The following is a 21,167-nucleotide window of genomic DNA, read 5'->3' as shown; positions in this document are numbered from 1 at the left end:
TGCGAGGAGCGCTCGGAATGATCACTCAGACCAGCGGAGTGCCGCCGTGGGTGGCACTCAGTTTTTTCGGATGGGAATAAAACGGACATGCTTTCCACCAAAGTTTAAGGGCTTGCCAATAAATGGCGGTCACGACTCGTGCCGTCGCGACCGGATATTTCGCCAGTGAGTACGCCATCGTCTTATCCGTCAAAGGGCGTCGTTCGAGCGCCATACTGGCCGTAAAGAACTTTCCGCCACCTTGCTGCAAGGAAATCTGCACACCAAGTGATTCGCCCGGCAGTGAGCAATCCCAGGCGTATTCGAGTTCCATGGGCATGAATGGAGAGACATGGAAATCTTTCGAGTGAACAAATTGCAACGAATTATTGGGCTTAACCCGCAGGACGTAGCGATGCTTCTCCAGCCAGGGTGTATTGGAAACCTCGGCCACGATGGAAGTAAGCCGCTCGCCATCGGCATCGGCATCGAAGCAGTAATACAAATTCAGCGGACTGAAATAGAGGCCCCACGTTCGCAACATCGTGAGCAGGCGAATTGGCCCGGCCGGTCGTATCCCCATAGTTCGCTCCACGGTGTCGCGAATTTCAGCTTCGAGCGAACTTGTCTCATCAAATCGATGGTCGGCCTCACGAAACACGAATGGCCGCCAGCGGCTTCCCAGCAGTTTCACACCGCGCAGCAGTTCCGGCAGCTCCGCGAGGTCCAGATAAGCCATCGTCACCGGGTAGCGGAACGTATGGTTTATCGGGCGACTGCGGGCGTGAGCGACCGTGCCATGATACAAGGCGCTGTGCATGCTTCAAGCCCTAGGCCAAACTTCTCTGTGACGGCCAGCGCACTGGCCACGCCATCTTCATGGAAACCGTGCCGCCAATAAGCACCGCAAAAATAAGTGCGGCGCTGTCCGTTAATCTCGCTCCACCGAGTTTGTGAGACAATCGCGTCGGCGGAAAATACAGGATGTTGATACGAAAACTGTTTTAATACGTATCGTGAATCGATTTCTCGTGGGGGATTGAGCGTCACCAACAGACGACGCGGGGATTCAATTCGCTGCAAACGTGTGAGATCGTACGTCACACAAACCTGCGTATTGTTAGCAGAAATCCGGTAATTCCAACTCGCCCAAGCGGCCTTGCGTTGTGGTAGCCAACTTTCATCTGTGTGTAGAATAGCTTCGTTGGGTTGATAGGGAAAAGCCGAAAGCAGAGTATGTTCGGCGTCGTTGGCATCGCTCAGCAATCGCAGCGACGTGTCGGCATGAGTCGCCAGCACCACCAGGTCAAACATTCGAGACGGTTTCTCGAAAAACTCAAGCAACACGCCATGGGGATGCCGAGTAACTTGTTTCACGGGAGATCCAAGATGCACGCGGTTTCCCAAAGCGTACGTTAACGCCTCGACATACTTACGCGAACCACCTGGAACCGTCAGCCACTTTGGCCTGTTTTTGAGTTGCAAGAGCCCATGATTCTCCATGAATTGAAATAGGAACCTTGCAGGAAAATCGAGGACCTGCTTGGCGGGACACGACCAAATCGCGGCCGTCATGGGTAGCAAATAGTGATCGCGCAGTTCAGCACAGAACCGCATTCGCGATAAAAACTCGCCCAGCGTAAGCCGCTGTTCGGAAGCAGTTAGATAAGCCTTTGCCGTACGATTGAATCGCACGATCTCCAGCAGCATCCGGAAAAACTTTGGCCGCAGCAGATTCTTGTGCTGAGCAAACAAGCCGCCGAGCGAACTTCCCTGATACTCCAGCCCCGTTCGTTCACAGGAAACGCTGAAGCTCATGTCGCTGGGTTGGGCTTCGATTTCCAGCAACTCGAGCATCCGCGTGAAAAGTGGATAGGTGCGATCATTGAAAACCATAAAGCCGGTGTCGACCGCGAAGTGACGTCCATCAATTTCAACATCGACGGTGTTGGCATGACCGCCCGCGGTTTCCGCTGCTTCAAAGAGTTGCACATCATGACGCGTCGCCAACAAGCGCGCAGCAACAAGGCCGCTCACTCCGCTTCCAATCACAGCGATTTTCATCAATAACTCCCTGGCCGACGCTCTAAAGCGAATGAGCAAAGTGGTTCAAGGAGTTGCGATTGGGGGCTACGGTGAATATCTGTTGCAGTACCTGTGTGCGAAAAGCAAAAATCTTCAATAGATCACGCTTGACAAACAGTGTGTGAATCAAAGCCCCACCGATAAAGGAGTAATTCACCTCATCCCGACAGATCGTGCCGTCGCCATCGTCTTCAAACGTGTGCACGTGATGCCAATGTCGGTAAGGTCCGTGAAGCTGCTCGTCCGCAAACTTATACGGCGGATCCCACACGCTGATACGCGATTTCCAACGCATAGGAATACCATGAACGCGTAACTTATAATCGATCAGCGTTCCTAATTGCATCTTGATCGGCGTAGGCGTCAGCACCGAAAACTTGAGCCAGCTGGGCGTCAGCCGCTCGAGCTGGGTCGCGTCGGAAAAGAACTCAAACACTTGGTCCCGCGGCGCTGGCAATCGTACTTCGCAGGTCAGTCGGTAGCCACCCGATGAGGGTGTGATTTTTAAATTCATGGGTAATTCGTCCACGACCGGTAGCAGGTAATCACAGCCCTTGAAGCGATTTTTTGAGGATTTCTTCAGATCAAACGCTATACCGCAAGGCTGGTAGCGGATTAACACATGCCAGCACGATCAACTCAGGATTTCTTCGTGCCGATAGAGATTCATGGAACGCTACGCCCTGAAGGGATGGCTTCCATGCTTTTCAAGCTCTTTTCCCCGTCCGGTGCTCGCTTACCATGGCGACAAACCGGTGAATTGTCGTCTCATGAAGTTCCTACCGCTACTCGCCGCGACTTTGCTGGTCACGAAAATAGGTGACGATGGCAAAGGGGGCCAGCCGGGCCCAGCTTCTGTACATCAAAACCCCTGGAAATCGTTTGGACCCGTCATGCCTTGATGGAAGGCCTGCTCACGGCCACGGATTGAAATTGACCACCCCCCGTTTAGCGGCGACAATATTAATATGAAGCTCGTTCTGACACTTGTGCTGACCGCCGTGATGGCCGCCCACGCCGGGCTAGGTTGTTGCGCGCACCATGAGCATGTTAGGCAGGAAGCCGTCGCCGTTTGCCATGATCACGCTTGCCATGGCCACCCTGCCGAAACGGATTCGGATTCCGATCAATCGACGGATCCTGAAAGTTGCGACGAAGAATCTTGCGTCTTTGTCTCTCAGGAGAATAACTCCTGTGTTGCCTTGGACTGCTTGGCAACCGTGACGGCATTGGTTGCAGTCGTCGATCACTACTCGAGTCAACTCTCCGTTGTAAACCGCGCTGTCGAAACCGACGTTCTCCATCCCGCGGGCCCCGCGTTGCATCTCTGGCAATGCGTGTTGGTGATTTAGCGCGCCCATCTCTCAGCTAGCTTTGCTGCCGCGCTCGTTCTTGACTGATATTTTCGCGCGGCAATCTCATTATTCCTTGCGCTGTGAGTTTGTTATGAACCGCGTTGTTGCTTTCTTGGTTGTCGTTGTCATATTCGCCGTGTTGGGTCTTGGGTACGCCGTAGGATGGCACAAAAAGTTCATTCCCGGTGAGCCCGTTGACCCACTTGTCGCTTATCAACAGAGTGTTGCCGAAGATGACCACGCTGGCGAAACGGCAGAAGAACATGCCGCACACTCCCATGATGAGGAGGACGAACACGACCATGCGCATGAAACGGCAGAGGAGCACGCGGCTCACGAGGAAGAACATGACCACGAGCATGAAGAACCACACGACCACCTCGATTTAAGCACCGAAGCCCAAGGTAACATCGGTCTGAAAATCGCCCCGCTGGAAACCAAGCCGTATCAACGAACGATCTCCGTACCGGCCGTGGTCGTGGAGCGTCCGGGAATTTCCCGCGTCGAAGTGAGTGCCCCGCTGACGGGCATCGTCACCAAAGTTTTTCACTCGGCCGGTGAGAGCATCGGCCCGCTGCAACCTTTGTTCGAGATGCGTTTAACGCACGAAGAGTTGGTTTCCACGCAGCGGGAATATCTTGTCACGCTCGAAGAACTCGACGTCGTCGAGCGCGAAATCAAACGGCTTGAAATCGTCACAGCCACGGGTGCCATCGCTGGCAAATCGCTCCTCGAACGGCAATACGAACAGCAAAAATTGAACGCTGCCTTGAAAGCACTCCGCGAAGCCTTGCTGCTCCATGGCCTGAGCGAAGGTCTGGTCGATTCGATCAGCCAGGAACGCAAACTGGTTCAACAAATCACGGTCAATGTCCCCGATGCCCCATTGCCAAATCCGCTGCACGGCGTGCGTTGTTGCTTCAACATTCAAAAAGTCGAAGTGAACATCGGCAAGCACGTCACCGCTGGCGACACGATGGCGATTCTCACCGACTACACAAAACTGTACATCGAAGGCCGTGCCTTTCAGCGCGACGCCGCGGCGATTGAAAATGCGGCCGCGAAAGAATGGCCCGTGACGGCCCAATTGGATGCCGGCAACAAGTCGGCCGACAAACCGCAGGAATTGTCGATTGTCTACGTCGCGAACGAAGTCGACGTCGAGTCACGTGCGTTGCAGTTCTATGTCGAGTTGCCCAACGAGTTAATGGCCACCCATGAAAAACCGGATGGCCGACTTTATTCTCAATGGAAATACCGACCTGGCATGCGTGGTGAACTCTTTGTTCCCGCCGAGCAATGGACCGAGCAGTTGGTCGTTCCCGTCGGTGCCATTGTCGAAGATGGGGCCGAGTCATTTATCTTTCTCGTGCATGGCAAGCACTACGATCGCACGCCGGTGCGCGTGCTTCAACAAGATCAGCGATTCGCGGTCATCGAAGCCGACAACCGCGTGAAGCCGGGAGAAGAGTGCGTCGTGGAAGGTGCCTATCAAATGCACTTGGCGATGAAAAACAAGAGCGGCGGAGCGGTCGATCCCCACGCGGGACACAATCATTAACGAATGACGACGCCGTAGAATTCTGCCACGAATCACCCGCTTCAAAACTTCGCCATGCTCAACTCGATCATTCGCTTTTCGCTACGCAATCGCCTTTTAGTTTTGGCGTTTTCAATTTTCATCACGGGTTACGGCGGTTGGCAACTCACGCAATTGCCGATTGACGTGTTTCCAGATCTCGACCGGCCGCGTGTGACGGTGATCACGGAAGTCCCCGGCATGGCGCCCGAGGAAGTGGAATCGCTCATTACGATCCCTCTGGAGTCAGTGCTTAATGGAGCCACCGGCGTTCAGGCGGTGCGCAGTAGTTCCGACGCGGGATTGAGCATCGTCTATGTTGAATTCAATTGGGGTACCGACATCTATATCGGCCGGCAAGTAGTAGCGGAAAAGCTGGCATTGGTTGCCGACCGACTTCCGGAAGGGGTGAGACCGCAGCTTGCACCGATTTCTTCGCTAATGGGCCAGGTGTTGATTCTCGGCATGTGGAGTGAAACCGGCGCGACTTCGCCGCTGGAGCTCCGCACGCTCGCGGACTGGACCGTTCGCCAACGGCTGCTCACCGTTCCCGGCGTAGCCCAGGTGATCACGATGGGCGGTGGCCGCAAGCAGTTTCAGGTGCTGATCGATCCTCAACTACTCGTGAGGAACGGCGTGACCTTGCACGAAATCGAACAGGCCCTCACCGAAAGCAACACCAACGTCACGGGCGGTTATCTCGACGATCAAGGCCCGCAGGAATTGCTGGTTCGTTCATTAGGGCGAATCAGTTCCATCGAAGATCTCGAAAAACTCGTGGTCAAACCTCGAGCTGATCGCCCTCTGCTTTTAGGAGAAGTCGCCACGATTGTCGAAGGCCCGCAGCCCAAGCGCGGTGATAGCTCGGCTTATTTGCGCGAAGCCGACGGCAAGTTCAACGGCGGGCCGGCCGTGGTCATCACAATTGCCAAGCAACCCGAAGCGGACACGCGCAAACTCACGACCCAGATTTTGGAGGCGATACGCGATCTGCGTCACTCGCTTCCCAAAGACGTAAAAATTTCCGCCGATTTTTATCAACAAAAGCAGTTTATTGATTTGGCCGTCGCAAACGTCATCGAGGCCTTGCGGGACGGCGGCATTCTGGTGGTGATCATTCTGTTCTTATTCTTGATGAACTTTCGCACCACGATGATCACGCTCACGGCGATCCCACTGTCGATAGTCGTAACGGGTTTGATCTTCCGCTGGCTGGGTTTGAGCATCAACACCATGACTTTGGGGGGGCTGGCGGTCGCCATCGGCGAACTCGTGGACGATTCAATCGTCGACGTGGAAAATATCTACCGGCGACTCAAAGAAAATCGCGTCGCGGGCAATCCCAAATCCGCGCTCTTGGTGGTCTACGAAGCAAGCTCTGAAGTTCGCAATTCCATCGTCTACAGCACGATTCTTATTGTGCTTGTGTTCTTACCATTATTTGCCTTGAGCGGTATGGAAGGCCGACTGTTCACACCGCTGGGCATTGCTTACGTCGTGTCGATCCTGGCATCGCTCGTGGTCTCCTTGACGCTTACCCCGGTGCTGTCGTATTGGCTCCTCCCAAGCATGAAGTCGATGGCCCACGACGTCGATGGTTGGTTGGTCCGCGTTCTCAAAAGCATTGCTGCCGCGGCCATTCGGTTTTCACTGGCTGTTCCTAAGCTGGTGCTGATCCTCACGGCAGGAGTCGTACTCTTCTCGGTTTTTGTGTTAACCAAACTCGAAAGCGATTTTCTCCCTCCGTTCAACGAAGGATCCGTCCAAGTCAACGTACTGCTCCCGCCAGGGGCCTCACTGCGAAGTTCGAAATCTGCTTCCGATGCGGCCATTAAGCGGCTGCAAAACATTCCAGAAGTCACGAGTATCGTATGCAAGGTCGGCCGCGCGGAACTCGACGAGCATGTGATGGGAGCCAACGTCTCGGAGCTCATCTTGTCGCTCGATCCCGAATCAGATCGTTCGCGGGAAGACATTTTGGAAGACATTCGCGGGGCGCTCGACGGCGTGCCCGGAATTATTAGTTCGGTCGAACAACCGATTGCCCATTTGATTTCTCACATGCTCTCAGGCATCAAGGCGCAAATCGGCATCAAAATCTATGGCGAAGACTTAACCACGCTGCGCGAGATTGCCCAGCGGATGCAAAATTTGATCTCCGATATACCCGGCATTCGCGACCTCATGATCGAACAGCAGAGCGAAATCCCTCAACTCCGCATCGAACTTGATCGCGATAAGCTCGCTCTGTCGGGACTGACCCCCTATGCCGTCAACGAATTCATCGAAACCGCCATGAACGGCAAGGTAGTCTCGGAAATTCTCTCCGGCGTGCGTACATTCGATCTCGTCGTGAAACTTGATGAGCCTGTTCGTGAAGACCTCGATGCTTTGCGGCGACTGGCAATCGAACTTCCCAGCGGCGGGAGCGTGCCATTGGATTCGATTGCCAAGGTCTACCGTTCGGGAGGTCCCAATACGATCAATCGCGAAGGGGGCCAACGGCGGATTGTGATTCAATGCAACGTGGCGGGCCGTGGCGTGGTCGACGTCGTCGATGACATTCGCCAAAAAGTTTGGCCGTTACGCGCGCAGTTGCCGGAAGGCTACTTTATTGAGTTCGGTGGTCAATTTGAAAGCCAACAATCGGCCCAGCGCGTCATTGGCGTGTTGTTCGTCATTTCGTTGATCGGTATGTTTCTCACACTTTACACATTATTCGGCTCGGCGAACTTCTCGTGGCAAGTTATGGCGGCTTTGCCAACCGCATTGGTGGGGGCAGTCGCCGCGCTCGTGTTCACGGGACAAACACTCACTGTCGCGGCCATGGTGGGCTTTATTTCCTTATGCGGCATCGCATCGCGCAACGGCATCTTGTTGCTCACGCACTACGTGCACTTAGTGCAGCAGGAAGGCGAAACGTGGTCCAAGGAGATGATCGTTCGCGCGGGCAAGGAACGCTTAGCCCCCGTTTTGATGACAGCTCTCACGTCGGGCATCGGTTTGATTCCACTCGCCATGGCCGCTGGCGAACCGGGTAAAGAAATTCTCTATCCGATCGCCACGGTGGTCATTGGTGGACTTATCACCAGCACGTTGCTCGAATTTTTCGTGCGGCCAGCGTTATTTTGGACGACCGGAATTCCTGCGGGTGAACGCATCATCAAGGCCAGCACCGAGGAATCGCTGGAAACAATCTAGCGAACTTGCGATGAACATCGCGTTTGGTATCTTGGGGGAATCACAACATTCATCGCGAGGCGGATATGCTCCCACGAATTGTTTTATTATCCCTGCTGTGTCTTTTGCTCCTTACGGCACTTCCGTGCCAGGCGGCGGAGGAATGGGTTGAGCTGTTCAACGGCAAAGACCTGACCGGTTGGAAAAATCCGTTCGAATGGGGGAAGGCAAAAGTTGTCGACGGTGAGATTCATCTCACGGGCGATCAGAAATTTTTTCTTGTCAGCGAGAAAGACTTTGGCGATTTCGTGCTCGAAGGCGAAGTAAAGCTTCCCTCTGGCCCCGCGAACTCGGGATTCATGTTTCGCTGTCACGTCGAGCCAAACCGCGTTTACGGATATCAAGCCGAGGTTGATGGTTCCGACCGTCGTTGGTCAGGTGGCATCTACGACGAAGGCCGGCGCGAGTGGCTCTGGCCAAGCCTCACGGGCCGCACGAAAGATGAAAAGTTCCTCAAACACGAGAAAGAATCGCACGAGTTTTTTAAGAAACCCGAAATCGCCGGAGCCCTCAAGCGCGACGATTGGAATCGCTATCGGATCACTTGCCAGGGAGATTCGCTCAAGGTTGAAGTCAACGACGTGCTGATCAGCGACATTAACGACGACCTCGACGCCCGCGGCCCGGTTGGTATCCAGCATCATGGCGAAAAAGATGCAGTCTACAAGTTTCGGAACTTGCGTGTCCGAGAACTTTAATTAACTCTGCATCGCGGTGGTCAAGCGCTCTTGGATTTCCTCGCGGCCATGAGCGGGCGCCTGACAGGTAAAGCCTTCGCAAATGTAGAGTGTTGGTTCAGCGGCAGAGATTTGTTTGCCTTCAAGCAAACCTGTGAGTGCGGGTAAGGAATCGCCCGCAAACGCGAGCACTTTGTTCGGCAGAAATTGTTGCTGAAGCTCAGCGAGAACATCACGAGCTTCTGGCCCCTGATCGCTGGCAAACACCAACTCATAGGTTGGCCCCAACAGAAAGTCGACCGCTTGTAACATTTGCGCGGCCGCCGAGGGATAACGCTGCATAATTTCAGCGCTGGCCTGCATCGTTTTTTCTGCCGCGGTCAAATAACGCTCTTCGCCCGTCAGTTTCGCGAGCTTCACCAACGCAAGCGCCGCCATGGCATTGCCGCTGGGTACGGCATTGTCGGCAAATTCCTTGTTGCGGACGAGTAAGGCATCCTGATCGTCGGCCGTGTAGAAGAAGCCCCCCTGCCCTGCATCGGAAAACCGCGCGAGGACGGCTTCCATATCCGCAATCGCCTGGGACAAATATTTCGCTTCTCCGGTTGCTTCGTACAGAGTAATTAAGCCACAAGCGAGATAGGAGTAATCATCCAAGAAACCATCGTATTTTGCCGCACCGTTTCGCCAAGTGTGCAGCAAACGTCCGTCTTTTCGCCGCAATTTCTCGTCGATGAACACCACGGCCTGACGCGCCGCATCGAGATAGCGGCTTTCTCCAAGCACCACACCTGCCACCGCCAGGGCTTCGATCATCAACCCGTTCCAAGCCGTGATGACTTTGTCATCTTTATGAGGATGAATTCGCTGCTCACGTGCCTTAAACAATTTCTGTCGGCTCTCGGCCAATTCTCGGCGTAATGATTCCTCCTCGCGTCCAAGTGGCTGAGCTTGTTGGGCGATCGTTTTGGGCAAGTTGAGAATGCTCGCCTCTTCAAAGTTGCCATGCTCGGTGACGTCATAGACTTTGGCAAAAGTCTCCGCTTTGGCTTGGCCCAGCACTTCGACCAATTGCTCGGGTGTCCAAACGTAAAACTTCCCTTCGACCCCTTCGCTGTCGGCATCTTCAGTGCTGTAAAATCCTCCGGCAGGGTTGGTCATGTCACGCAGCACATAATCAAGCGTCTCGCGAATCACGCGGGCATACTCTTGGTTGCCGGTGATTTGGAAGGCTTCGACATACGCAATCGCCAGCAGGGAGTTGTCGTAAAGCATCTTCTCGAAGTGCGGCACAAGCCACCGGGCATCGACGGAATACCGAGCAAACCCGCCACCGAGATGGTCATAAATCCCCCCCGCCGCCATCCGGTCGAGCGTGCCAGTCACCATGTCGAGCGCGAATTGATCTTTATGCCGATGCCAATAACGCATCAACAGCCGCAACGACATCGGTGCGGGGAACTTTGGTGCGCCGCCAAATCCACCGTAAGTACGATCGTAGGTTTGCCGAAAATGGCTCACCGCGTTGCGAACTAAGGCCGCTGACAATTCGCCCGGTGCTTTGCCTTGTTGCGAAACCTGGGCAAGTTCCTCGGTAAGCCGCTCGGAAGTTTCCAGAACCCCTTCGCGATTTTCGTTCCATGCCTTGGCAACCGCGGTAATTACTTGGTCGAAACCAGGCATGCCGTGCCGTGGTTCCGGCGGCCAATACGTGCCCCCATAAAACGGCTTTAAGTCGGGCGTGAGAAACACGCTCATCGGCCAGCCACCCCGCCCCGTCAAAACCTGCACGGCATTCATATAAATCTGATCGAGATCAGGCCGTTCCTCGCGGTCGACCTTAATGCAGACAAAATGCTTGTTCAGCTCCTCGGCAATCGCCGCGCTCTCGAAACTTTCGTGCTCCATGACGTGGCACCAATGGCACGCCGAGTAGCCAATCGAGAGGAAAATCGGCAAGTCTTCGTTGCGGGACCGTTCCAAGGCTTCCGTGTCCCAGGGGTACCAGTCCACCGGGTTATTCTGATGTTGAAGCAGGTAGGGACTAGTTTCGTCGGCAAGTCGATTGGGCATGGAAAACTTTCAGGACAAAAATCGCGAGTCGGCTTACAGTAGCCATTGGAATTCCAGTATCAGAGTAGCAAATTGAGAGCCCATCGCGGAACCGCCAATTTTACCCCAATTCTCCAGTGTCAAGTCAAACGACTCTCTACGAGCTGGAGCTTACGCCAGTATTTATGGGGTGAATGCCCAGGACAAGAATGGCTATTAACAATTCTCTTGCCGGATTTTCACGATTTCATCACAATAGCGCCCCAGTAACCGAGGATGTGTTACGTCGCTCGTGCGAGTTGCGATTAATCCAATCGATCTTGCTGAGGGGAGTTGTGTCATGGATCGCGCGAAATGGTCCGAGTTGGAATCGGATGAAAGCCGTACACCCGACGACGGCGCTCAAGGCCGCAGAAAATGGAAAAAGCGCAGAGGCTTTACTCGCAAGAGTCACAAAGCTTCGCGTCCCACGACTTACATGGGCCAACGCAGCAATAGCCACCCGCGTTCGGGAATGTAGTCGCTAGCCAATGTGCCACAACATGACGTTGTGCGACTAAGCGGCTTGCGCCGGGGATTTATTTATCCCCGGCAGCGGAAGCTTCTTCAATCGGTGCGACTTCGGGCTTTGGCTTCTTGTAGAGATCTACGTCGACGACGAAATCCCCTTCGAGAAAATTCCGGCCCAAAAGCATCGGATATTCCATGTGGGAACGGTCATTCAGAGTGACCATCACCTGCTTCTTCATGTCTTTCCAGCAGATCGTCAGCAGGACCTTATAGCGCTCTTCCTGGTGAGCGGCCGTTTTCACGAGCGCGATCTCTTCGATCTGGGTTTCCATCCACTGCGATTCACCGCGATGGTTCTTCATGCGGAAACGAATCTTCTTGCCGATGTTCTCGGCCATGACCTTCGACTCATTTTCGATGGCCCACTCTTCCACGTGCAGCGACGTGGTGGTCGCCCCCGTATCGACGCGGGCTTTGAAGGCGAGCTCGCTATTGGCCTCTTCCACGATCGTTGTGGGGCCAATGACTCGCTTTTCCGTTGTCCGCGGCGTGAGCGAGGCAACTTGTTGCTGGGCAAAGGTCAAGCTTGTACACAAGCAAGCACCAATCAGAGCCGACTGACCAAGCAGGCGGAAAAATTTAGGCAGTATTCCAACAAACATTCTTTGTGGCCGTTCCATGGCAAGGGGTCCTTCCCTGGCTAGCTTCCCTGATGGAAAGTTAAGTCAAAGCGTGGCCCAGATTCAAAACAATTTGGCGGACCTTGGCAATGCCGATTCAGGAGAAAAAGCACTCGATTGTGTTAATTTCCGGCTGAAAATCATACATTTTTATCACAGGATCAGCCTGACTGAACCAATTGCCAGCATCCAGGACCGAGAGTCTCGACTGCTAGCAGTTTATTGCGGACGACGAGGACGATTTGTGTTGCCGCCAGCAGGACGCCGACGGACCTAAATCAGCGAGAGCCTTACTTCGCGAACTTACCTGTGAACCCAGCGGCCGCTATGTCGGATTCCTTGACGGGATCAATGAGCTTCACCGAGTCGATACCGCCAAAGTTCAAAAAAATGAACCGGCCCCCCATCGCATCGGGGTTAGTCCGCTCGAGGAACAGCATGTCACCTTTGACCATAAAACCTTTGAACGGCATCTGCTCGTTCAATGAGTTGGTCACGATCCCACGACTGGGAATCCCCGCGGGCCAATCAGTAAAAAGTGCTTTCCAATCTTGTGCGTATGACATGGGTGGCATTCCTTAAGTGATTCTGGCTCCTTAAGCATAGCTTCGACTCGGGGACCGTCCGTGCATTGCGCAAACAGGTCTGATCCATGTGTACGGATTATGACGGATACCTACGCTATGTTTTGGGTTGTGCGTTCCCAAAAGCTTCGATGGTCCAATCGGGCCATACGAGAAGTAGGGCGACGCCCGCTCCGAGTGTGATGCCGAACACGACAACAATCAACCACGTGAGCTTGCGCGAACCAAGCATCGCCACGGCGCCCGCCTTGAAAACCAAATTGGCGAGCATCGCGATCAAAATGATTCGCCAGCTTGTCGAGCCATCGATGCGATCTTCGCGATACATTTCAGCCGTGGAAAGCGTGATCGCATCCATGTCGGTGAGACCTGAAACGACGGCAACAGCATACAGCGCGCGGTCACCGAATTGGTCGCGGACCATGGCCACGATGAAAAGAATGGCCGCATAGAGCAACCCAAACGCGATCGCAGCTTTCAATTGGGCTGGGTTTTCGTTGGTTGATTCCTCAATCGTTTGACCTCGCGCGAAGTAGTACAAGGCTCCACAGATGACGCTCATCACTACAGCCAAAATCGCGAGAGGCGGCAACACATGGGATATAAGTTGGGGGGCCACGACGCCAATTTCAAACAAAGCTCGCGCATTGACGACGGTGCTCGCCAACATGATGACGAGTGCCCCCAGCCACGCCGTATCATTTTGACTGGCCGTACGGCGTGCATAACTGACGGTCGTCGCGGTGCTGGAAATCAATCCGCCCAACAGGCCACCCAGAATCGCGCCAATTCGCTCGCCCATCATCCGTTGAACGACGTACGCACACATGCTGATCCCGACTATCAGCACCACCATCCGCCAGATGCGAAAAGGATTCAGGACATCATAAGGACCGTAAGTTTCGTCAGGTAGGATCGGCAGAATAACGAGCCCAATCAGGGCAAGCTGCACGACACCTTTCAAATCGCTCTCGCCCATCGAATCGATGAACGAATGGATTGGCTGTTTCCAGTGCAACAGCACCGCGGTGGCGCCCCCGACAACGACGGCTGGCACGATCAGACCTTGGCCAGCCGCTGCGCCAACGCCATACATCAGCAGCGCGGCGGCTTCGGTCGTCAGGCCCAAATGTGTTTCGCCGCCCTTGAGCTTGGCCAGATTGGCGAGTACCAACAATGCAGCAACGGCGAGCATCCCCGCCGCGATGGCCCAAGGGGCTACACCTTCATCGAGATTGCTCAGCAGACCACCCAGCAGGGTGATGAGCGTAAATGTACGAACTCCCGCGACACCGGAATCCTTCCATTCGCGTTGCATCCCGACCAATAGACCAAGGCCGAGAGCAACGCCAAGTTCGATAAATACGTTTGAATCCATATCGCCGAATCTTGCGTAATTTGACTACAAGCAAGGTCACTCAATTGTACCACTTCTAGTCTAATCACCGGGCAATCGGCGTGCCGCGGAGCAATCCCCTTCGAGTCGATATTTGCGGCCTGATAAGGCAAATTTACCTTTGCTCATAAGTAAATTGTGAACGGCAGTCGGCTATTAAATATCTGCTACTTCCGCGGAATCGACGCCACTTCTTCGCCGAACATCGTCACTTTATACGGACCCGTGCCAGGCGTAGTGCGTGGGATCAGAATCCCCAAGAGCAGATCTTCGGAACCCACGGCGGTATGCTGCAGCCGCACGGTTCGCGGCATTTCCACCCACGCGCTAGATAGTGGATCAATCGTGAACGCGAGTTCCAAGGCTTCGCCCAAGCTCACCGCACCGGTCTTTCCCATATCCAGGCCCGTGTCGACCGACATGCCGTTGTTGCTCACAAACTTGCCGGGAGTTGTCTTTCCCGCGGGAGCGGGCAGCAATGTTTGATTGGTAAACAACGTGGAAACAATGTCGACTTCGGGATCGGGCGAAACGGCATCGACCCGTAGCGGATTAGTTTCCGTCCGCGGGACAAGCAGCACGGCCTGCACGGGTTGCCCATCGCATGTAACAACGATCTCGTTCGCATTAACGGCCAAATGCAGCATCTTATCGAGCGGCAATTTGCCGGCGACAAAACCATGGCTCACTTTCCCCGTGGCAAGTTCAAAGGCGCCATCCAACGCGGGGTGAGTCACCACCAACCGCGAGCTGCCGCCACCACGTAGCGACTCCGCTTGCGCGAGCGGCACGCCATTCTTACGCAGCGGCGATACCCCCTTCATCACTTCTAGCGCTTCAACAACGTCGGTCTTGTCGATTGTGTAAGCCGACGGCACAAAAAACTTGTAGGCGTTGGCGAGCAAGACCACGCAAAGAATCGCCATCCCCGCAAAGATCACGAGTTGAGCCGGATTGATGGCCCCGCTACGCTGGCGCATGACATGCTCCCATAAGTCGACGGTGTAATGAAAAGACAACCCGCCGCAATTATGAGGTCCGCGCGAGCAGAATGCAATTAGCCGCAACGAAACTATTTCGGCGTCTTGCGGCGGCGTTTCTTAATCAGATGAAGTTCTTCCTCAGCGACTACCCATTCGCGGCAGTTGGGAGAATCGCACTGACATGGAATGGCCATGTCGGCGGTCCAGCCGTAGTCGATGGTCAGCTCTTCACCTTCGTTGATTTTTCTAAGCGTATGGACCCAAATCTCCAGGGAATATTTTTTCCCCGTCTTGGGAACTTTCCAGAGTACCAACTCGCAGTTAGGCTCGCAGGCATGATTCAGAAAGCGAAACGGTGCGGCTGGTTCGAGAGTCGTGCCGTCGCTCAAGTCCATGCAATAGGACGAGCCATACTCGGCATCCTGAATGACTTTGCCGGTCACGCGACCCACGGGTGCTTTGGCACGAATGGTCTTGGTAGCCACCACGCAGCGGCCCACCGCGCATTTAGCCACGCCGATTGAATCTAGTTTGCCGACAAATAAAGAGTCTTTTCTCTGCTTCGTTACGCTCACGACGTTTCTTCCCGCTTCCCTGCTGACGCTTGCCAAATAAACTTGCCAAACCGCCTCTTGCTTGGCTGACGTTAATTTACAAAATCGCCGCCGCTTGGGGAATGAGCCAAGCATGAAAATTTCATGAAGGCCGCGTCAACCAAAGTTGAACAAATAAAGAATCGTTCAAGCCGCGCGGCGGCGAGGAATTGACTTGGCACCCAGAGAAGCAAAGACTTCGCGAACCATGGCTTCGCGCACGGGGTCAGCCAATATCGCGCGGACTTGCGCGATCGCGTAAATCTTGCATTGAAAACGTATCGCCGGCAGGCCGATCACGGCCAGCATCAGCGCGCCACCAAACGTCATCAAGCCCGGTTCGTGAACTTGCAGGGCAACGAGCACCAAGCCTGTTACAACAAAGACGAATGCCGCTTCCAACACAATCCAAAACCAAGACCACAAATCGAGAGCTTGCAATATGAGATGCTCATCGATTTGCGGGGAACGTGTGTTGGCAAAATGATAGAAGCCGTTCCGCATCAGATCGTAACGCTGTTCCACCCATTGTTCTTCGGAGATCAAATCGACGTCGACCCCCACCCGCTCGGCGAGTTCCTTGAGAATCACGTCGATCTCGAACCGCTCACGTATCCCTAGCCAATGACCTATCTGGCTGTGAATGCGAAAGATCCGCGACATCAACCCCACCGCAACGGCGGGGATCAAATATCCGCCGGGCATGGGCAGCAACTTTCCCGCCCCGGTCTGCAACTCGAAATCGACCCGGCTCAACGCCGCTTCAACGGCTGGCAAATAGTGCCGCAACAGCCACACCGCCCCCAGCGCAGCCGCCGTCGTGAACCAGAAAAGCCGGTTCAACGTCGACTGATAATCCGTAATCGGAGCGAGCGGATTGAGGGCCATGAAAGGAAGAGTTCAGAGGTCGGGGGTCAGAGAACAGGTTACCGCGCGGCCGGGAATCGTAGCGATTTGGCTCAAGCCAGAGAAGATCAAGAATCGTGCTGGCATTGCAGACTTAAACAAAAAAACCTCCTGCCGGGGTGTCCCGACAGGAGGCAAAGAATGATTTTACGAATCCTTCAAAGGAATCGTTTCACGATCCACGTCGACGGACCAACAACGCTGGCACTGACAGAGCCAACAGGGCCAGAGAAACCGGCTCCGGAACAACAGAAATCCGGATGTTGTCGTAGTAAATCTTCACGCCGGTGCCATCCCCATTGGAGATGACCCCAGGCCGGAAGAAGGTGTCCGCGGCCGGAATGTCATATCCCACTGAGGCGAAGGTAAATGAGACAGTACCGGAGAAAACCTGACCGCTGGCGAGTTGTGTGCCATCCAGTTCAACTTCCTTTCCGGCACCCGGAAAGTTCTGTGCATAGTAACCACTGCCCGAATTGATATAGGAGCCGAGTTGCAGGAACGTGCCATTGGTGCCGGGAGCCAGCGAGGTATCGATGTACCAATCGTAGCTGAACGTAGCGAGTGATTCGTTGGCGGCAGCCGCCTGCAGCGCCACATACCACGGATCGGCTGGATTGCTCGTTTCGCGCCCCGCCTGCTGGAACGAGGCGTTGTCTGTTACTTCCATGCGTAAGCTGCCGCCAATATTGACAATTGGAAAAGAGGCCGAACCATCATTCCCAAAGCCTGTGCCGAAACCTTGATCGGTTCCATCTTCGAAGTCGAAAACAGCTGTTTGCGCTGATCCTTGGACTGAGCAGAAAAGAAGTGCCGCTATGGCTATCAAAGAAGTGACTCGTTGCATTAGACCCTCCGACAATCATTGAAGATAAGTTGAAAAGCGGCAGACTAGTTTTGCCCTACAGACGTTGCAATAAACGTAGCCCGCCGACTATTAGGATACCAATCCCCGTCAAAAGTACGTGAAAAATCTGCGAAACTTTCGAGTCGAAGAAGCCATCAATCTCATGGAGATTCGCACCACTGGAGGCCAATTCACCGTAAGTATTGGCCACTATGAGCATTACGATGTGTGCCTCATAGTGCATACTGACATGTCAGTCGGCTACAAAATGGGAAGTTTTACCCACTCAGAGAGGCCTAAATTATGGAATCACGCCTATGAATGATGAGATTGCACATGGCCATGATATTGTCACATTGCTTCAATGGGCTGCCAACTAATGACTAGTAGCATGCGTGATCCTCGATAATGAGAGGAAACATCGATGATCAAACGCGACGAATCGGCTGCCGTAATTTGTCGAAACGATCAACAATGGCCATACCGACGCCAGTGAAAGTGCTCATTTCGGCGAGCACGGTGGGAATTTCTGCCAGTGAGACCGTGCGGCGAATCAGCCGCGCGGGATCGAGCTTTCCTGCTGTGATCAGTCGAAACAATTCCGGATAGTACGACGCCTGCAAACCGTGGCTGCCGACGATTTCCAGCTCACGCGACAATGCCAGTTCCAACGGCACGCGCGGCGAGGCATCGTCGCCCACCAGTAGTCCCACTTGTACGTGCCGGCCGCGCTTGCGTAAACAGCGGATCGAATTCGCACAGGTGATCTGGCTGCCGAGCGTATCCAGCGAAAGATCGGCACCCCGTCCCGTCAATTCGTGGATCTGTTGGGGAACTTCGTTAGCTTTTGAAGCATCGATCACGGCCGTCGCTCCCAACGATTTCGCCAATTCGAGCGCGACAGGGTGGATATCGATGCCAATCACACGGGCACCAAGAGCGACCGCGATCATGATGGCCGACAGACCTAGCCCACCGCAACCATGCACGGCCACCCATTGCTCCGGCTGCAATTTGCCTTGCAACACGACGGCTCGATAAGCCGTGCTCACCCGGCAACCCAAACTCGCGGCCGAGACAAAATCGAGTTCCTCGGGGAGTCGCACGAGATTGCCATCCGCATAGCGAACTGCCACGCGCTCGGCAAAGGCTCCCCAAGCGGTGAAGCCCGGCTGAAACTGATTGTCGCAAACCTGTTGGTTACCCGACTCGCATTCGGGGCAATGCCCGCAGCCGGCCACGAACGGAATCGTCACACGATCGCCAACTTGCCAATGCCGAACCGAGTTGCCCACCTCGGCAACGATGCCCGCGAATTCATGTCCCGGCACATGCGGCAGCGACTTGATATCCGCATCATGCCCCTGCCAACCATGCCAATCGCTGCGGCAAACGCCGCACGCACGGACTTCAATGACGACGCCATCGTCCGCGGGAACAGGACTAGGCAAATGACCGAGCTTGAGTGGTCCGGCGAATTGTTCGTAGTAGAGGGAGAGCATCACAGCCACAATTGTGGGCGAGATCAAAGGAAATAAGAAGCGACTGTCATAACAAAAATCTCTGCCAGGCTGTCCCGACAGAGGGGGGCAGCAAATCAGACAAAGCTGAAATTGGCGGTACTTTCTTTTGCCCATTCCTTAAACTTGTGGCCACTCACTATCATCGGCCCGAGGTGCTTAACTACTGTGTTCGGAATGGGAACAGGCGCCATATCGACAACGGCCCAATTTACTGAACATGATTCCAATAATGGCCAAGCATAGAGTTGTTGGTTCTGGGATCAATGTTAATCTGAGGATGCTGAGAGAAGAAATACGGTCGCGTATAGGAAATTGCTGAGGCGGAAAAATAGTGCCCACGTAAAGGCTTAATGGTGAGCCATCGGCGAGGACTGCGTCGAGCATTTGATCTGGTCTATCAGAGAGTATGATCGAGTCACCGGGCTGGCTCAGTCCCAGAATCGGTTGACCTCCGAGTGTAAATTGCCGACCCCGAAGTGAAAGCTCAGCGCCAGGAGAAGCATTGATGGAGGCGCTTTCGTTTTGGGCGACCAAGCCACCACTAAGAATAACTTCCGCACCTGATGGAATATTCAAAGATCGCTCAATAGTACCTCCAAGAATATGGAACTTCGATCCACCGACTAGAGTTACCTGTTCAGTGATCACGCCATCATGCATTATGGCCGTCGCCCCCGATCGCAAAAATCTGAGCCGTTCAACAACTCCTCCGTTAACTCGAACATCATTATTGGGAGCTACATTGAGCGTTCCAATCGTGCCACCGTTCACGACAACAGTTGAATCGTCGCCTGCAGAAATCTGTGAGGTCATGCCACCGTTAATATGAATAGTAGAGGTGGCGTAAGCACGTAAATTCCAAACATTACCAGAGTTGACATCGGCCCGTGCCCCATTGAGCTCGAATAAACCAGCATCTCCACCCTCAAAATTTACCCGACTGCCAGGTGCCGCGTTCATCGCCTCGGGCAACTTGGCACCCGTAGACACATTAAGCGTTTGGCCAAATAGCACCCCAGTAGGCATAGTGTCAGCCGGCACATTTACGACAGAATTAAACGCGGGAAGGGACGTCTGGCGGAGAATAACTTCGCCATAGAACCGATCACCAGAAGACCCATTTCTCGTAAATGTGAATGGAGCGCCATTAGCAAACACACCCGAGAAAAGTGTGTCATCCGGAATTGCTATCGAAATTTCATCGCCGAGTGATGCAAGACCTGGTATTGGAATCCCGTTGAGAGCAAAGTCAACGCCTTCCATAATCAACGTGGCGTCTAATTGCTTTAAGAGTGTCCGGCTAAATCGCCCCCCGCGCATGGTTGTAGTTGACCCTGTACTCATCAAGAAATCGGAGAAGGCACTAATGTTGCCATCGTAGATGTTAATAGTAGCTCCGCTGTTCGCAGTAACACCTTGACTGAGATCGGCTCCAAGCAAATTGAGAGTACCATCTTGTATGCCAAGTCTGGCATGAATTTCCGCGCCTTCGTATGCGTTTAAAATCGTTCCGTCTTCAATGGGATAAGAACCTTGAAAGGGAATAACAGTCGGAGGCGAATTAATAACAACTTGGCTAAATGACTGACTCGTAAGTAGAAATGCAATTGAGATTGCAAACGTGAATAGTCGCATGCGCCAAACTCCGAAACTTGCGAGGCTAGGCAAAACCTGCAGCACAAGAAATGAATTTCTCAGGATCGCCCACTGAATTTTTAGGATACCCCCACTGTAAGCGGGAGTCCATAAAAAAACCCTCTGCCGGGATGTCCCGACAGAGGGTCTATAAATTGGCGATACCTACTTTCGCGAGTACACTCACTATCATCGGCCCGAGGTGCTTAACTACTGTGTTCGGAATGGGAACAGGTGTATCCACCAGGCGGTATGGTCGCCAAAGAAGAATGTGGCACTGGTAAGCACCACACCCTTGAATTTGGTGTTGAATCGTAAGAGCGGTTGAAATTGCGGAATTGCAGATTCCAAAAGGAAGCCGAAGCTTCTTTATTTACCCTTCAAAAGGGTTTGTAACCCAAGTCCGCAATTTACCTTTGTCCTCAGATCGATTCTCTGAGAGCGTTGAATAAATGCGGCCAAGCGTTCGTCCATTAGTATCGGTTAGCTGAATGCATTACTGCACTTACACATCCGACCTATCAACCTGATCGTCTTTCAGGG

18 protein-coding genes and 2 rRNA genes are annotated in these 21,167 nt (G+C 53.8%); 5 read left to right on the top strand and 15 right to left on the bottom strand.

The genetic code is table 11. The features are described 5' to 3' along the window. Positions 1-25: 25 nt before the first annotated feature. The 3 genes from AC6T8Q_RS00100 to AC6T8Q_RS00090 are packed head-to-tail and all read right to left on the bottom strand — an operon-like array spanning position 26 to position 2,578. Positions 26-799, bottom strand: coding sequence for a DUF1365 domain-containing protein (locus tag AC6T8Q_RS00100; RefSeq protein WP_500677152.1), 774 nt, complete (start codon positions 797-799; stop codon positions 26-28). Next, positions 745-2,043, bottom strand: coding sequence for an NAD(P)/FAD-dependent oxidoreductase (locus AC6T8Q_RS00095; protein ID WP_500677151.1), 1,299 nt, complete (start codon positions 2,041-2,043; stop codon positions 745-747). Before AC6T8Q_RS00095 ends, AC6T8Q_RS00100 begins: the two co-directional genes overlap by 55 nt. A gap of 22 nt (positions 2,044-2,065) precedes the next feature. Further along, positions 2,066-2,578 (bottom strand): SRPBCC family protein, encoded by a 513-nt coding sequence (locus AC6T8Q_RS00090; RefSeq protein ID WP_500677150.1) that lies wholly within the window; start codon positions 2,576-2,578, stop codon positions 2,066-2,068. 454 nt (positions 2,579-3,032) lie between these two features. Here AC6T8Q_RS00090 and AC6T8Q_RS00085 point away from each other — a divergent pair, with 454 nt between their 5' ends. The 4 genes from AC6T8Q_RS00085 (at position 3,033) to AC6T8Q_RS00070 (ending at position 8,936) form a co-directional block, all read left to right on the top strand. Next, entirely contained in the window at positions 3,033-3,416 is a 384-nt protein-coding gene (locus AC6T8Q_RS00085; protein WP_500677149.1) for a hypothetical protein, read from the top strand. 94 nt (positions 3,417-3,510) lie between these two features. Beyond that, on the top strand, positions 3,511-4,980 hold the full coding sequence (locus AC6T8Q_RS00080; protein ID WP_500677148.1) for an efflux RND transporter periplasmic adaptor subunit: 1,470 nt from the start codon (positions 3,511-3,513) through the stop codon (positions 4,978-4,980). A gap of 54 nt (positions 4,981-5,034) precedes the next feature. Further along, entirely contained in the window at positions 5,035-8,199 is a 3,165-nt protein-coding gene (locus tag AC6T8Q_RS00075) for an efflux RND transporter permease subunit (protein ID WP_500677147.1), read from the top strand. A 65-nt stretch (positions 8,200-8,264) separates the two neighbouring features. Continuing rightward, entirely contained in the window at positions 8,265-8,936 is a 672-nt protein-coding gene (locus tag AC6T8Q_RS00070; protein WP_500677146.1) for a 3-keto-disaccharide hydrolase, read from the top strand. Here the strand turns inward: AC6T8Q_RS00070 and AC6T8Q_RS00065 are convergent, their stop codons facing one another. Beyond that, positions 8,937-10,988 (bottom strand): thioredoxin domain-containing protein, encoded by a 2,052-nt coding sequence (locus tag AC6T8Q_RS00065; protein ID WP_500677145.1) that lies wholly within the window; start codon positions 10,986-10,988, stop codon positions 8,937-8,939. Between the two features lie 319 nt (positions 10,989-11,307). Here AC6T8Q_RS00065 and AC6T8Q_RS00060 point away from each other — a divergent pair, with 319 nt between their 5' ends. Continuing rightward, the gene (locus AC6T8Q_RS00060) at positions 11,308-11,487 is read left to right on the top strand and encodes a hypothetical protein (RefSeq protein ID WP_496921832.1); all 180 of its coding nucleotides are present in this window, start codon (positions 11,308-11,310) and stop codon (positions 11,485-11,487) included. Between the two features lie 58 nt (positions 11,488-11,545). Here the strand turns inward: AC6T8Q_RS00060 and AC6T8Q_RS00055 are convergent, their stop codons facing one another. The 11 genes from AC6T8Q_RS00055 to AC6T8Q_RS00005 form a co-directional block, all read right to left on the bottom strand. Beyond that, positions 11,546-12,157: an ATP-dependent zinc protease family protein gene (locus AC6T8Q_RS00055; RefSeq protein ID WP_496921831.1), complete on the bottom strand. Its 612-nt coding sequence runs from the start codon at positions 12,155-12,157 to the stop codon at positions 11,546-11,548. Positions 12,158-12,447: 290 nt separating this feature from the next. Further along, positions 12,448-12,723 carry a hypothetical protein gene (locus tag AC6T8Q_RS00050; protein ID WP_500677144.1) on the bottom strand — a complete coding sequence of 92 codons (276 nt, stop codon included), beginning with the start codon at positions 12,721-12,723 and terminating at the stop codon, positions 12,448-12,450. Between the two features lie 115 nt (positions 12,724-12,838). After that, positions 12,839-14,119: an MgtC/SapB family protein gene (locus AC6T8Q_RS00045; protein ID WP_500677143.1), complete on the bottom strand. Its 1,281-nt coding sequence runs from the start codon at positions 14,117-14,119 to the stop codon at positions 12,839-12,841. A gap of 185 nt (positions 14,120-14,304) precedes the next feature. After that, positions 14,305-15,117: a hypothetical protein gene (locus AC6T8Q_RS00040; protein WP_500677142.1), complete on the bottom strand. Its 813-nt coding sequence runs from the start codon at positions 15,115-15,117 to the stop codon at positions 14,305-14,307. 92 nt (positions 15,118-15,209) lie between these two features. After that, positions 15,210-15,695, bottom strand: a complete 486-nt coding sequence (locus AC6T8Q_RS00035) for an SET domain-containing protein (protein WP_500677141.1) — start codon at positions 15,693-15,695, stop codon at positions 15,210-15,212. A 165-nt stretch (positions 15,696-15,860) separates the two neighbouring features. Next, on the bottom strand, positions 15,861-16,601 hold the full coding sequence (locus tag AC6T8Q_RS00030) for a hypothetical protein (RefSeq protein WP_500677140.1): 741 nt from the start codon (positions 16,599-16,601) through the stop codon (positions 15,861-15,863). Positions 16,602-16,791: 190 nt separating this feature from the next. Further along, complete coding sequence (locus AC6T8Q_RS00025; protein WP_500677139.1) at positions 16,792-17,466, bottom strand: hypothetical protein; 675 nt, start codon at positions 17,464-17,466, stop codon at positions 16,792-16,794. 428 nt (positions 17,467-17,894) lie between these two features. Beyond that, positions 17,895-18,968 carry a zinc-dependent alcohol dehydrogenase family protein gene (locus AC6T8Q_RS00020; protein WP_500677138.1) on the bottom strand — a complete coding sequence of 358 codons (1,074 nt, stop codon included), beginning with the start codon at positions 18,966-18,968 and terminating at the stop codon, positions 17,895-17,897. A 177-nt stretch (positions 18,969-19,145) separates the two neighbouring features. Next, on the bottom strand, positions 19,146-20,624 hold the full coding sequence (locus tag AC6T8Q_RS00015) for a hypothetical protein (protein WP_500677137.1): 1,479 nt from the start codon (positions 20,622-20,624) through the stop codon (positions 19,146-19,148). Between the two features lie 153 nt (positions 20,625-20,777). Continuing rightward, positions 20,778-20,888, bottom strand: a 5S ribosomal RNA gene (gene rrf / locus AC6T8Q_RS00010). Between the two features lie 190 nt (positions 20,889-21,078). After that, positions 21,079-21,167: ribosomal RNA gene (locus tag AC6T8Q_RS00005) — 23S ribosomal RNA — on the bottom strand; the annotation flags it as partial.

Source organism: Bythopirellula sp. (assembly GCF_041737835.1).
Taxonomy (GTDB): domain Bacteria; phylum Planctomycetota; class Planctomycetia; order Pirellulales; family Lacipirellulaceae; genus Bythopirellula.
The sequence above is the reverse complement of the archived record's forward strand: the minus strand, read 5'-3'. Positions and strand labels throughout refer to the sequence as shown.

Coding starts and splice junctions, on each gene's coding strand:
- AC6T8Q_RS00050 (WP_500677144.1), bottom strand. CDS start 12,723: ATGTCATACGCACAAGATTGGAAAGCACTTTTTACTGATTGGCCCGCG.
- AC6T8Q_RS00025 (WP_500677139.1), bottom strand. CDS start 17,466: ATGCAACGAGTCACTTCTTTGATAGCCATAGCGGCACTTCTTTTCTGC.
- AC6T8Q_RS00095 (WP_500677151.1), bottom strand. CDS start 2,043: ATGAAAATCGCTGTGATTGGAAGCGGAGTGAGCGGCCTTGTTGCTGCG.
- AC6T8Q_RS00065 (WP_500677145.1), bottom strand. CDS start 10,988: ATGCCCAATCGACTTGCCGACGAAACTAGTCCCTACCTGCTTCAACAT.
- AC6T8Q_RS00055 (WP_496921831.1), bottom strand. CDS start 12,157: ATGGAACGGCCACAAAGAATGTTTGTTGGAATACTGCCTAAATTTTTC.
- AC6T8Q_RS00040 (WP_500677142.1), bottom strand. CDS start 15,117: ATGCGCCAGCGTAGCGGGGCCATCAATCCGGCTCAACTCGTGATCTTT.
- AC6T8Q_RS00030 (WP_500677140.1), bottom strand. CDS start 16,601: ATGGCCCTCAATCCGCTCGCTCCGATTACGGATTATCAGTCGACGTTG.
- AC6T8Q_RS00100 (WP_500677152.1), bottom strand. CDS start 799: ATGCACAGCGCCTTGTATCATGGCACGGTCGCTCACGCCCGCAGTCGC.
- AC6T8Q_RS00085 (WP_500677149.1), top strand. CDS start 3,033: ATGAAGCTCGTTCTGACACTTGTGCTGACCGCCGTGATGGCCGCCCAC.
- AC6T8Q_RS00015 (WP_500677137.1), bottom strand. CDS start 20,624: ATGCGACTATTCACGTTTGCAATCTCAATTGCATTTCTACTTACGAGT.
- AC6T8Q_RS00080 (WP_500677148.1), top strand. CDS start 3,511: ATGAACCGCGTTGTTGCTTTCTTGGTTGTCGTTGTCATATTCGCCGTG.
- AC6T8Q_RS00045 (WP_500677143.1), bottom strand. CDS start 14,119: ATGGATTCAAACGTATTTATCGAACTTGGCGTTGCTCTCGGCCTTGGT.
- AC6T8Q_RS00090 (WP_500677150.1), bottom strand. CDS start 2,578: ATGAATTTAAAAATCACACCCTCATCGGGTGGCTACCGACTGACCTGC.
- AC6T8Q_RS00070 (WP_500677146.1), top strand. CDS start 8,265: ATGCTCCCACGAATTGTTTTATTATCCCTGCTGTGTCTTTTGCTCCTT.
- AC6T8Q_RS00020 (WP_500677138.1), bottom strand. CDS start 18,968: ATGCTCTCCCTCTACTACGAACAATTCGCCGGACCACTCAAGCTCGGT.
- AC6T8Q_RS00060 (WP_496921832.1), top strand. CDS start 11,308: ATGGATCGCGCGAAATGGTCCGAGTTGGAATCGGATGAAAGCCGTACA.
- AC6T8Q_RS00075 (WP_500677147.1), top strand. CDS start 5,035: ATGCTCAACTCGATCATTCGCTTTTCGCTACGCAATCGCCTTTTAGTT.